This window comes from Myroides sp. WP-1 (assembly GCF_014145635.1).
Taxonomy (GTDB): domain Bacteria; phylum Bacteroidota; class Bacteroidia; order Flavobacteriales; family Flavobacteriaceae; genus Flavobacterium.
The window spans coordinates 1-13,232 of sequence record NZ_JACHTC010000020.1 but is presented as its reverse complement, the minus strand read 5'-3'; the positions used below and the strand labels follow the sequence as shown (position 1 = coordinate 13,232).

Here is a 13,232-nt window from a genome sequence, read left to right as displayed (position 1 = left end):
TATGGTCTTTTCTCATGTGAAGACAACTGAATATATCCATGTCCTACTATACATGTGCTGCATGGATATCCTAACGACACACATATAATTGGAGAAAAAAGATAGCTTACTTTAGTTTCACCTGCAACAATTCCATCCATTTTGCTCGATCATTAACCACAAAACGACATTCTTGATCCGCTAATTTTACCTTCAACCCGTTATCGATTACTCCTAGTGTTCTACAAGGTTGAATGGTTTGCACATCAGCAAAGGCAATGCGTACCGTTTTTTTTGTAAAATTAAACTTGTGTGAATGAAAGAGTAAATAGTCTTGTGTTATCCCTAGTTTTCCACCAATGGCCTGTCCTTTTAAAAATAAGTTAGCTACGCCATAAGCCTCTAAGACTTCCCCTTCACCTAAAGGTAAATCTAATTTGAGTAGAATTCCTTTGGTCATCTTCTTGATAAAGAAGTAAAACACTAAGGAGAAAAATACACCAAAAAACACGCCTTTCACCAAATAGTAATACCATGCAACTAAGTCACGATCGAATACCCAATCCAGTAGTACTCCCAAAAGGCAATAAGTTACAATAACTAAACTTACAATCTTGATTGCGTCTTTTTTGCTTACTCCTAAAGCATCTGCCCCAATTTTCATATGTTTTTGTTTATTTATTTAATCGCGTTTTAAAGATACGGATAAAATAGCGCTAATTTTTATAAAAATGCACATGACTGTTTAAGCACATGAAGTTGAAAAAATAAAGTTATTTACGCAGTAAAAGGTAATTTTTTTTACCTGTTCAACAGCTAGTTATACAACCACAAAAAGAGTCAAGTAGCAAGCTACTTGACTCTTTGTTATAATGTAACAGCGTAAACGCCTTAATTTAAAAACGCGTCCAATCTGAATTCACCTGATAATCCAAGATAGGATCTACATCATTTTGAGTTTTAAATTGTCCGTAAAAAGCGGCTAAATCCGCTTCAACCTGTTGACGAGTAATCTCCACTAACTGCGGATTAAAGTCGTCCATTTGCAACACAAATTGAAAACCAATAACGCGAGAAAGCATCTTGCCAATGAGCAACATATTGCGTTGTTTTACTGTACTATCCACCGTAAAATCAAAATACGTTCGAAATAAATCCACACTTACATTCGTGCGTTCATACCCTTGTAAAAAGCGATACAGATTAGTTTCCTTCGCTTTTCGCATTAGCTTTACAATTCCTTCCGCAATTTGCGTATACAGCATCTCATTAGATCCCTCAAAAATTTGAAAGGGTCTACAATCCACTAAAGATCGCCCTGCAATATGATCCAAGCGATACCCATTCGCACCTGCTAATTGCAAGCTAATTTGAGCAGATTCTTGCATTAAATCCGTCACAACCGCTTTGAGTACATTCGCTTCAATACTCATCGAAGCCAAATCATTCTCAATGCCACTTGTCGCTACACTGAAAATACACATACCCGAACACAGCGTATAAGCCGCTTGAATCTTGGCAATTTGATTTTTCACTGAATCAATACTCAACAACGGAACTCCCCCTACTTGTCTTTCCTGGCAATGCGCTAATGATTCGTCTAACAGCCTTTGAATAAAGCCCAACCCCATTCCTGGAAATTGCAATCTACTGCGGTGTAGCGTATCAAGCATTAATTTAATTCCCGTGCTTTCAGTTATTAATCTTTGTTCTGAAGGAACGGCAATATCAATTTCGTTAATACCATAAGGAATCGCATACAACCCAAGGTTATTGTAGCGATGGGTCATGGGAATATGTTGTTCCTCTCTGTTGTTTTCAGAAACAAAAAAGTCAATATCTCGAGATAATTCACCATTTGCTTTGCTTTCTCTAGCAGTTACTAACCAAAAGTCAGCTGCACCACTCAAACCTTGCCAGTGTTTTTGACCTTTAATGTGAAACATTCCCTCCTTTTGCTCGAAGGCCGTTTTCATATTCAAGGCATCACTACCATGAGCTTTTTCCGTAATCATCAACCCCCCCATAGCCTTATTTTCCATAAACTGGTGAAAGACGCGTTGCTGTACAGCTGGTTGTCCGTACTTCGCGAGAGGCTCTAAAAAAAGGGCAATGTTAATCCCAAACATCAACGACAAAGGCAACGACTCATACGACGCGGCAGCAAGTATTTGCAAGCACTCCTTTACTTGTACTCCTCGCCCACCGTGCATAGTCGGAATAGCCACTGCCAATGGCTTTTCCTCCATGATTTCCTCCATTAATTCAGTCGGAAAATCACGCGTTAACCCCATATCATTATAATTGTATTTTTCGCGAAACAAATACTTCAATCGCTTCTTGAATTCTGCGATATACGTACTAAAATCGATGTGTTCTATTACTGCATCCATAACTATCTCCTTTTTTCAATTAAAAAATCTACAGTTGTGCTTGACAGCTTCTCCCCTTATGTGTCAAAAAATTGACTGACGATCGAGCCATTTATAAGAATAAAAAAGATCAAACACTACATGGAACAAATGTAAGAAGCTGATTGCGGAACAAATATGATAGTTTAGATTAAAACTAGGACAAATCGTGCATCAGTAACAAACAATAAAAACTATATCTTCCTGTATTCGGAAGGAGTAATACCTACATGCTTTTTAAAAAGTCGAGCAAAATAAGACGGATCAACAAAATCAAGTTCATAAGCAATAGTTGCAATACTTTTATTGGTTTCCAGCAGTAAAAGTTGGCTGTGAATAATGGCAATTTCTAAAATAAGTTGCTTGGATGATTTTTTATACACCGCAGAAACACAGCGATTCAAGTAATTGATCGACACTTTGAGCTGATCGGCATAAAAATCGACAGTTTTGTGCTTGCTAAAGTGCAAGTGGACGAGTTGCTTGAACGCAATGGCAATCTCTTGCTTACGCTCGATGGATGTCGTTGAATCCGACAGCTTAATCACCTTCAATGCAATAGTTTTAAACAAGCTTTCATACAGCTCTTTATAGGGCTTATCACTGTGAATTTCACTATACAATAAATCAAGCAGACTACTAAGTGCCGCACTGTTTTGTGCATTGAGATTGAGCAAAGGAGAGATGGTAAAAATATTCAAAATCTGTGTTTCACGGAACATGGAAGTCATCGCGTGTTCTTTAATCAATACACAATAACCTTCTGCCGATTTGTCTACAGATTCAATGGCTGAAATATAACCATAATTACACAGCAATACCGCAGGCGCTTCTACCGTAAATGTCGTCGAATCAATTCGTTGGGTAAAATAACCTTTCGTCAGGTGAATCAACAAATTATACCCAAAGAAAATAGGTGGAATTGGAATTTTGAGGTAAGGTGCAATATCCTTGAGGGAAAAAATTTTAATGGGAGTACGAATATAGATCAAATGATTCCTACCCATGTCCATGAACTTGGAAACAAACTCATCTGCATTAATTTGATTGTCTATCATACGTAATGGTATTTATTCAAAGTTCAACAATTGAATTGAATTAACCATGAAAAACAGGTGTTTTTTGAAATGTCAAATACAACCTTAGCCTCAGGATCCGTTCGAGGTAAACACAACTAGATCGTTGTTACCTATCTACACCCACCTATTTTTTCCCTTCTATTTTTTCTATTCCTTAAATACTTGTCTACCCTTATTTTTCTAGATATCTTTACGTTTGTACAACGAAATAATTCGCACTTAATATAGGCAAATAGAAAAAACTCAAAAATTAAATGAATGAAAAAAGCAATTATTTTATCTGCCACCTTACTAACCTACAGCTTGTCAAGCTATGCACAAAGCGAGACAAACACAATCGAAAGTCAGTTTAACACCCTCCTTAGTCAGTCCAATAACTGGCAGAATTACAAGGTAGTAGAGAAAAATAAATTACTACATATCCAACAAAATGTAAAAGATTCTATTGCGCGTTTACAAACGACGATCGGGAAAAACAACCAGATACTTGTTGAGCAAAAAACGACCATTGACTCCTTATCCAATCAATTACAAGGAGTACAAAAAGACCTAACACACGCCCTAGAGCAAGAAAATAATCTTGATTTTATTGGTATCAGTACACACAAAAGTACGTTTAAAGTCATCGTTTGGTCTATTATTATTATTTTACTCTTGATTTTAGGCCTTTTATTTACGCAATACAAAAGAAGTTTCACCACAACAAAAGAAGCCCGTAAAAAGCAACTAGATGCCGAAAGTGAACTCGAAGAATACAAAAAGTCAGCCTTAGAGCGCGAACAAAAAATTAGACGTCAGCTTCAAGATGAAATCAATAAGAATAAACGTAGCTAACGCATAAATAGAAAAGCTTATAAACGAATTTATTTCATTGTACTATTCATTAGAAGTCAACGATAAATTGACTTCTAATGTTTTTTTAAACCGTTTATTAAACTTTAGTAACAAACCTCCATTGGCTAGAGTATTTCCAGACAACACGCTTTACTTATGCTTATTTATCGTTTTGTCCTGGGCGTTTTCTAGGTCTATTGTTGCGTTTATTTCGCTTCTTAGCCTGCTTTACTTTTTCCACGGGTTGCGACACCGACATAGGAAGAGTATTTGACAACACAGGAATCTTAATGCCAATAACTTTTTCTATCTTTTTTAGGTCTTTGATCTCATCTGTTGCACAAAAAGAAATCGCAACACCTAAAGCTCCAGCGCGTCCGGTACGTCCAATTCGGTGTACATAACTTTCCGGAATATTGGGTAATTCGTAGTTTACCACATGAGGTAATTCCTCTATGTCAATACCTCGAGCGGCAATATCTGTAGCAATTAATACACGTATTTTATTCGCTTTAAAATCGCTAAGCGCTCGCTGTCGAGCATTTTGTGATTTATTACCATGAATAGCAGCGGCAGAAATCCCTAGGCTTATCATTTTTTTTGCCAATCGATCTGCTCCATATTTCGTTCGTGTAAATACCAAGGAACGCTGGATAGACACATCCTTCAATATAGTAAAAAGCAAATCTAACTTGTCGTCTTTTTCTGCAAAATAAACGCCTTGTTCAATCGTTACAGCAGTAGAAGAAACAGGAGATACATGCACTTCTTTCGGGTTCTTTACGAGTTGCATGGCTAATTTTTTAATCTCTGGAGGCATGGTTGCTGAGAAAAATAGCGTTTGTCTTTTTGTGGGGATCTTGGTAAATATTTTGTTCACATCTTTGACAAATCCCATATCTAACATACGGTCAGCTTCATCTAACACTACAATTTCTACATGTTGAAGGGAAATCAACTGTTGATTCAGCAAATCCAACAAACGACCTGGCGTTGCGATAACAACGTCCACACCGCGTTTCAGTTGTCCTACTTGCTTGTGTTGAGACACCCCGCCAAAAATAGCCTCGTGCTTTATTTTTAACTGTTTCCCATAAGCTTTGAAATTCTCATCAATCTGAATAGCCAACTCCCTTGTAGGGGTTAAAATAAGCGATCGAATTCCTCTTTTTGGAGCTACTTGCTGCTGTAACAGCTGTAAAATGGGAATGGAAAAAGAAGCCGTTTTTCCCGTTCCCGTTTGTGCACACCCTATAATATCATGTCCTTGTAAAATAAAAGGAATACTCTGTGCCTGTATTGCAGTAGGTTGATCATATCCAATTTCCTCAATTGCATTTAGGATAGGTTGGATTATATTTAATTGTTTAAAAGTCATAGTCGATGGGCCAAAAGCCCAGTATTTCCAATACTCCATTGTATCAGGTTGAAATAACTTGGAGTAGTTAACTTATTTCACCTCTTTTTCATCTTGCAAATAACGGGGTTCTCTTGCTAACTTTTGCGAATGACTCCTTTTATTTTACCTTATTCGTTTTATACACATCAAAAAGCATCCTTTACAGTAACACCACTCACCTGTGTATTTCATCCAAAACTTCCCTTTACAAGGAAATGTAGCTCTATTTACCAAACAGTTTTACTGGTTATCTAGGCGCTAAAATAAAATCCACAAGCTGGTTGAGCGGAACTAAAAGATTACTAGAAGACAAAAAATAGAGAGGCAACTGTCTTTTATTACTTTCAGAAATAAATTTTTCATGCAAAAAAATAGCATAAAAAAACCGATAGCTTGGCTATCGGTTTTTAAGGTATACAGTAGGATGTACTTTAAATTGAAATTAAAATCTCCAGAGCATTAATCCCGCTTGATATCCTGCACCTAAGGTCCAAATCAAGGCATATTCTCCTTCTTTCATCGGTCTAACGATCTGCTGATGTTGATCTAAGGCAACAAGTGGACTTGAGGATCCGGAATATCCTATTTCTTTGGAGTAAAAAGGAACTTTATGATCAGGTAATCCAAAGTGATTTTTGATGATCTCAATGTTCTTTAAAGACAATTGAGAAAATAAAAACAAGCTGATATCTGCTGTGGTAAGTTCATTGCGACGCAAGAAATCTTCAATTTTATTGGTTGCATATTCTACACTACCACTTCCGTCAAAAGAAGTATCCCACATCGTTAATTCTCCCGTGGCAAAACAAGAATGTCCTTTAGGTGGAAAAAGTACGGTATTACAAAAACTGCTATCGGTGTGATAATGAACATCTATTAATCCTGCCGAGGTATTGTCTTTTTCTACAATAAACGCAAAGGCAGAATCAGAAAAACAAAAAGCCGTTACGGGGTTTTCTTGGTCAAGTATACTCGACATTTTTTCAGCGCAGATAACCAAAGCTTTTTGTGCGGTTTTACTGTTGTTTAGATATTGGGCTACCTGATCTAAAGCGAGTAATGCACCGATGCAATTGGCGTTGATGTCATAACACATCGTTTCGGGCTTGCCTTGTAAGGCTTGGTGAATGAAAATCGAATCATTGGGAATTTGGTGCTCTGGTGTACAGGTTACAAAAGCAATGATGTCAATTTCCTGCATAGAAGTATGGCTTTCTTTTAATACTCCTTTTGCGGCGTCAATCCCCAAGGAAAGCGATGTTTCAGGTGAATCACCTGCAACTACATAACGGTTAGTTCTCCCTAGGGCTTCTTGAATCTTCTTCATCGAAACACCTTGGTTTTCGAATTTTTCGATCACCGCTTCATTGTTTTCTAATTTTGAAGGATGGTGAAAATACATGTGTTTTAGTTTCATACTATAAGGGGTTTTGTTGATAATAAAAAAATAGTATGAAACGAATTTAAGATTTAAATTGTTTTTTTAAGTTTTAATTAAGTTAATATTTACTTATTTTTTACAATATAAAAAAATAGTTGGAATCTTGTTTTAGGTGTAATTCTTGATGAAATAAACAATATAAACAGCCTATCCTATTAGGATATAACACTAAAACCTTTATATAATTCAATAAAAACCTAATCGAACTTACCACAACCTACATTTCATAAATATTTATTGCTATCCCTCCTTTTTTATCTTTACGTAACATAAAAACGATTCTGATCTAGCTCATTTGAAGAACAAAAAAGTGTACACTAAATTTAATTGGCTAACACACCTTTATACTTATCTAACGCCTCCCATATTCCATAAAAATCTTGGCTTCCCTTCTGCCCTGAAAAAGAAGTATTTAAAATCAGAATACGACCTGTATTATTCTTTGGATCAAAGAACATGAGAGAAACTACTCCTGGATCTCCACCTGTATGACCGATATAACCAGAAAATCCAAAACCAATAAATATCCCTACATTATAACTTTCACTGTAGGGGTTCTGTTCTTCTCTTTCTAAAAAATGAATCTCTTTTAATTGTGGATGGAAAAATTCTGTATAACTATCTTGATTTAATAATGTTCCTTTTTGATTGTATCCTTTTATTAATTCTGTTAGAAACAAACTCAAATCGTGAACGGATGTAATAAGACCTCCATCAGGATATGTAATCAGGTGGTACAATGGCAGTACTGTTTCCTTATCCACATACAGTTTCGTATAATTTTCGAGCTTCACATTTTCGAAATGCCATCCAGAATTTTTCATTTTTAAAGGCTCTAAAATATGCTTATGCGTAAAATCATCGAATCGCTCACCAGTTGCTTTTTCTAGAATAAAAGCAGCTAATGTTGTACCAATATTAGAGTACTCATACATCGATCCTGGTTTATAATTAGAATACGTCTCCTTTGTGTTCCATTTCTCCCCTTGCACCAGTACATTTTGTAAAAATAGGCCAATTGAAATAATAGAATCAGCCGGATTAAACGTTTGCATATCATCAAAACCCAAACTTGAATCTATCCTAGTTTTTTCTTCTTTTAAAATATAGTTCTTGCTGAGATAAAACTCATTATCTACAATACTCGAGGTATGAGTAGCTAAATGTCTAATTGTTATTGTCTCGTCAGGATAGTTAGGGTTTAGTACTTTAAACGGCAAATAGGTATTAATAGGATCATCTAATTTTAACTTTCCTAATTCCTGAGCCTTTAACAACGCTATTCCAACAAACACCTTAGAAACTGAAGCTATATTTTGAATGGTTTGTTCAGTATAGGGGATTTGATTTGCAACATCTGCATATCCAAACCCTTGCTGATACAATATCCCTTTATCATTGACAATAGAAACAGCAAGTCCATTAAAATCACTGTGTTTATAGATGTTATTAATATCCGATGTCAGTGAGTCTATATAAGATATCTCCTGTTCTTTTTTCTGTGCACGCTCGTTCTTACAAGAAATAGAAAACGCAACTAATAAAACTAAAACAACTATTTTTTTCATCAAACTAAGAATCTATTGAATTGATTTAACGCAGAAAAGCTGTCCTTCTTGCTTTACAACATACGGATATACTCTCCACCTCTTGTTCTATTTATTCACTAACAATAATAAACATTTCATTTCTAATACGTTATATTTTTTCCCTATTATCTCACGACGCTAGGTAATGTTTAGCGATTCGCTTTAATAAATACACAAAGTTGTATTCTCTTGCTTTTCAAACAACAGCCGTTTATAAACACAGTAAAATTATTCTACTATCTGCATAAGAACCAAACAGACGTTACTTACCTACCAAGATTCATTAGCTATCGTAAAATTCATATCTTTAGTAAAATCAAATATTTTTCAACTTCTTCTAACTATCATGAAAATACAATTAATTATTGAATCATAGAAAATGGATAAAGAAACCGCACACTACATTGTAACCTATTTTTTCCATTTGCTACCTTACAAAGAAAAGTTAGCATGGAAAAAATATTCTACAATACTAAAATTAGAAAGTAACCAAAACTCCAAAGGTATGCGAATGTATAAAAGTAAAGGTTGGATAACTGATGATCTAGAAATCCAAACATTACTTGAAAAGGGATATGAAAACTTTGAACTTGAAACTGCAAAAAAAATAGTAGAAAGGTATCCGACTCAAATTTTTCTCAATACATGTCCGAAATGTGGCAAACTAACAAGAACACCACATGCAAAGCAATGTAGATTTTGTAGTTACACTTGGCATAATGCCACAGAACATAGTACTTTGTAAAAAGCACTCGTTTTCAAGCACCAAATTTATCAATAAATCCGTCAAAAAAGACCAACAACTGTGACTACAATAGTTCCATTAATACTCGAGTGCGATCATAAGGTGATTCCCAAAATCTTCTGATTTTTGTTTCCAAACTAGCCTCTTTCATTAAAGACTCATCATGAGAATCTTCTGGAAATAAATACACATCGCCAGATTGAATAGAAATAGAAAAACGATCCATTTGATCATTAAAATAGCCTTCTTCTTTTAAATCGCGTAAAACATCCAAAAAAAGTAAATCCAAAGCCTTAAAATCAACTTCAGTTTTACAATCAGCCAAGACCTCATTCCTCTCCATCGTTTGATGATAATCCATTTTTTCAGGGTTCCACAACTCATTATAATTAATCGTTTCTCCGTTGATTTTTGACTTAAAGGTATTAAAACTTCCTGCACATAAACGATAAAGACTACCTTCACTATTCTTGGCAATAACTACACCATACAACTGATCCTCCTTATTGGAAATAGTCGTTTTCAATTGATTAAAGTATTGCATAAAAGTAGATTTCAATAGCGATTTACGATCCTGAAAGCTCTCATAAACAGAACTAACTTGCTGTATGATTTCAAATCTATTAGAATCTAAAGACTCAACCACTTGAAATAACGAGTCGACAAAAGTCAGTTGTAAATCAATCAAATGGTCATCCTCTATTAAAAATAGTTGCTGATTTTCACCATGTACAACAAGGAGATTCTCATTGTAAGCATCACCTATCGCAACATATTCAGTAAACCCTAATTCTTGAATCATTTCATTCTGCTCTATAAAATCAGCTTCCTCATTAAAAACCCCACCAAATAAATTATCATTAAATCCAAAAAATTGGAGATAGGAGATAAAAAAGTCAGGAATATCTTTTTCTAAACGTTCATTTAATGCTTTAATATCCTCTAAGCTAAGCCCTTGTCCTTCTTCAAATCTACCCACTTGAATTAATCGATCTACTACCTTTTCCATAATGTTTTTATATTGCTATTACATTTTCAAAGTAAAGCTTTTACAAATTATCTATACCTCCCTAAAACCAGTGATTTTATCCTGATCATTTGAAGATAAGCGTAACAACTATAGCTACGGTATACTAACACATTATATTTTATCTTTTTTAAAGCCTCGATATATCACGATTGCACTAACAAACATGAGGATTGAAGCTAAAAAAAATGGAGCCCCTGAAAATTCAAAAGGTGTACATTCATGGGTAAAATAGTAGAATAAATTAGTCATAACAGGAGGTCCTACAATAGAAGTAATACTTACTAAACTTGTTAAAGCTCCTTGTAATTCACCTTGCTGATCAGAGGGTATACTCTTGCTAATTAAAGCCTGAAGAGAAGGGCCACAAATACCACCTAAAGAATACGGGAGTAGAAACACAAACATCATCCAGCCTTGTTCAGCGAAAGCAAATAATAAAAGTCCGAAGGCATAGAACAACAATCCGATATAAATACTTTTCTTCTCTCCAAGTGTTGGACTTGTCCATCGAATTAATCCCCCTTGTACTAAACCAATCAGCAGACCGAGAAATCCCAAAGAAACCCCAAGAGTTCTTTCTGTCCAATTAAATTTGTACATCACAAAAAAGTGCCAATTACTTTGTACCGCATGAAGTCCGATATAAACTAAGGTCAACGCAACAACTAAGTTGGCTATTTTAGCGTGTTGAAATAAAAATTTAAAAGAACCTATCGGATTAGCACGCTTCCAATAAAAGGATCTTCTTTTGCTCTTAGCTAAACTTTCAGGAAGAATAAAATACCCATATAAAAAATTGAGAAAACACAGTACAGCTGCAACATAAAAAGGGACTCTAGATCCATAATGGCCTAATAATCCACCTAGAACAGGACCAATTATAAAGCCTAAACCAAATGCCGCTCCAATCACACCAAAGTTTTTTGTTCTATTCTCATCCGTTGAAATATCAGCAATATAGGCACTTGCTGTAGAAATACTCGCACCAGTGAATCCTGCAAGAATTCGTCCTACAAACAGCCAACTAATCGTAGGGGCTAAAGCCAACAATACATAATCACATGCAAATCCAAATAACGATAGAAGTAAGATAGGTCGTCGACCATAGCGATCACTAAAATTACCAACAATAGGAGAGAACACGAATTGAGTAAAGGCATAGGCAAATCCAAGCCAGCCTCCGTACTTGGCAGCCTCACTAATATCACTTTGAATCAGTTCACTGATAAGTTTAGGAACTACAGGAAGAATAATTCCCCAACCTGTAATATCGAGCAGTAAAGTGATAAATATAAAACCAACGGCTGCCTTTTTATCTGTTTTTTTCATGGGATAAAAGTAAAAACAGCTATTAAATCAAGCATTGATACTTTTGTTGGTTTTAGGTACAATTTCTAAACCTCACATCCTCATTTTTAAGCTTCTTCTCTAAATACTTTAGGAGAAACACCGGTGTTTCTTTTGAAGTAACGGCAAAATACACTCGTATCCGCAAAACTTAATTCATGGCTAATCTCTTTGATAGTTAACGAAGTTGATTTAAGTAGTGTTTTCGCATGTAAAACGAGTATATGATCAATCCATTGCAGTGTTGACTTACCTGTATTTTGTTTTAAAAAAGTCGATAGATATTGGGAACTCAAATGAAGTTTATCTGCATAGAATTGTACGTCTCTATGTGTATGAGCATAAGTACTAACTAAGCTGTAGAACGCATCAATGATTTCATGTGTGCGATTTTTTGTTTGAATAGCATGAATAGGTTTATCCTCGTAATACTCTAGAACCAAGTTCATTAAAACCATCACAAGATGTCGAAGCATTTCCGTTTTACTACTCCCCTCTTTTCTGTGATACACCTTCTCTACGAGTTGAAGTAACTCTACTTGCAAAGAAAAATCTTCATCTTTTAATCTTACGAGGGGTTGCCACCTAATTTGATCTTTCATAACTAGTTCACGCAATACTGGAAATGTCGAAATAAAATCTAAAGAAAGTCCTATAGACAAAACTTCAGCATCTTCACTTAATGCTTTTGTTTCAATCATTACCTGAGGCGGCACTACTGCAATATCTCCGGCCTGCACCTCATAATCTGAAAAGTGAATTTGGGTTGTCATAGTTCCCTTTAACACAAATCCAAGCAACAAACCCTCAAATAAACGACTGTTTTTGGTGTAACTACCAATAACATTGCCATATTGATGGTAAACAATTATTCCATCTGTTTTTTCTACGGTATCTACATTATAATGCTTATACACGTTATCTAATGTAATAAATAAAGCCATATAGATTTGTTGTTCGTTGTTTGTTGTTTGTTGTTTGTTGTGCGTTTTTTGTAACTGTTCGTTGTTTGTTGAGCGACTCACCATCTATCTCACCTAGTTTATATTGGTTTTAGTGTTTGATGAATATATCTCACCTAGTTTATATTTGTTTTGGTGTTCGATGAATCTACACTGCGTTTCGATTTTCACTGCGTTTCGATTTTCACTGCGTTTCGATTTTCACTGCGTTCCGATTTCACCACCTCACCAACTCATCACCTCATCACCTCACCATCTCACCACCTCACCATCTTACCATCTTACCAAAAAAAAAGCGAACTCTCGTTCGCCACTGATCATAGTTAACAGTTCACTGATAACCAAAAACAAAAAAGCCTGACTACTTACGTAATCAGGCTTTTCAAAAGAAGGGCGACGACATACTCTCCCACCTT

General features: G+C 35.4%; 11 protein-coding genes. 2 read left to right on the top strand and 9 right to left on the bottom strand.

Annotation, left to right across the window (positions count from 1 at the left end):
• Nucleotides 1–106: 106 nt before the first annotated feature.
• The 3 genes from H4K33_RS14240 to H4K33_RS14230 all read right to left on the bottom strand — a co-directional run bounded on the left by H4K33_RS14240 (nucleotide 107) and on the right by H4K33_RS14230 (nucleotide 3,448).
• Nucleotides 107–643, bottom strand: a complete 537-nt coding sequence (locus H4K33_RS14240; RefSeq protein ID WP_182650146.1) for a hypothetical protein — start codon at nucleotides 641–643, stop codon at nucleotides 107–109.
• Between the two features lie 232 nt (nucleotides 644–875).
• The gene (locus H4K33_RS14235; RefSeq protein WP_182650144.1) at nucleotides 876–2,372 is read right to left on the bottom strand and encodes an acyl-CoA dehydrogenase family protein; all 1,497 of its coding nucleotides are present in this window, start codon (nucleotides 2,370–2,372) and stop codon (nucleotides 876–878) included.
• A 212-nt stretch (nucleotides 2,373–2,584) separates the two neighbouring features.
• Nucleotides 2,585–3,448 carry an AraC family transcriptional regulator gene (locus H4K33_RS14230; RefSeq protein ID WP_182650143.1) on the bottom strand — a complete coding sequence of 288 codons (864 nt, stop codon included), beginning with the start codon at nucleotides 3,446–3,448 and terminating at the stop codon, nucleotides 2,585–2,587.
• Between the two features lie 279 nt (nucleotides 3,449–3,727).
• Between H4K33_RS14230 and H4K33_RS14225 the strand changes: the two genes are divergently transcribed.
• Nucleotides 3,728–4,303 (top strand): hypothetical protein, encoded by a 576-nt coding sequence (locus H4K33_RS14225; protein WP_182650141.1) that lies wholly within the window; start codon nucleotides 3,728–3,730, stop codon nucleotides 4,301–4,303.
• 160 nt (nucleotides 4,304–4,463) lie between these two features.
• Here the strand turns inward: H4K33_RS14225 and H4K33_RS14220 are convergent, their stop codons facing one another.
• The 3 genes from H4K33_RS14220 to H4K33_RS14210 all read right to left on the bottom strand — a co-directional run bounded on the left by H4K33_RS14220 (nucleotide 4,464) and on the right by H4K33_RS14210 (nucleotide 8,711).
• A complete protein-coding gene (locus H4K33_RS14220; protein ID WP_182650200.1) occupies nucleotides 4,464–5,681 on the bottom strand; it encodes a DEAD/DEAH box helicase in 1,218 nt (405 codons plus the stop codon).
• Between the two features lie 463 nt (nucleotides 5,682–6,144).
• Entirely contained in the window at nucleotides 6,145–7,119 is a 975-nt protein-coding gene (locus H4K33_RS14215) for a 3-oxoacyl-[acyl-carrier-protein] synthase III C-terminal domain-containing protein (protein WP_182650139.1), read from the bottom strand.
• Nucleotides 7,120–7,466: 347 nt separating this feature from the next.
• Nucleotides 7,467–8,711, bottom strand: coding sequence for a serine hydrolase (locus H4K33_RS14210; protein ID WP_182650137.1), 1,245 nt, complete (start codon nucleotides 8,709–8,711; stop codon nucleotides 7,467–7,469).
• A 400-nt stretch (nucleotides 8,712–9,111) separates the two neighbouring features.
• Between H4K33_RS14210 and H4K33_RS14205 the strand changes: the two genes are divergently transcribed.
• A complete protein-coding gene (locus tag H4K33_RS14205; protein ID WP_182650135.1) occupies nucleotides 9,112–9,477 on the top strand; it encodes a hypothetical protein in 366 nt (121 codons plus the stop codon).
• A 64-nt stretch (nucleotides 9,478–9,541) separates the two neighbouring features.
• Here H4K33_RS14205 and H4K33_RS14200 read toward each other — a convergent pair whose 3' ends face one another.
• From H4K33_RS14200 to H4K33_RS14190, 3 genes are all read right to left on the bottom strand, one after another.
• The gene (locus H4K33_RS14200) at nucleotides 9,542–10,486 is read right to left on the bottom strand and encodes a hypothetical protein (protein WP_182650133.1); all 945 of its coding nucleotides are present in this window, start codon (nucleotides 10,484–10,486) and stop codon (nucleotides 9,542–9,544) included.
• Between the two features lie 132 nt (nucleotides 10,487–10,618).
• Nucleotides 10,619–11,836, bottom strand: a complete 1,218-nt coding sequence (locus H4K33_RS14195; protein WP_182650131.1) for a TCR/Tet family MFS transporter — start codon at nucleotides 11,834–11,836, stop codon at nucleotides 10,619–10,621.
• 86 nt (nucleotides 11,837–11,922) lie between these two features.
• Nucleotides 11,923–12,798: a helix-turn-helix domain-containing protein gene (locus H4K33_RS14190; RefSeq protein ID WP_182650128.1), complete on the bottom strand. Its 876-nt coding sequence runs from the start codon at nucleotides 12,796–12,798 to the stop codon at nucleotides 11,923–11,925.
• Nucleotides 12,799–13,232 lie beyond the last annotated feature (434 nt).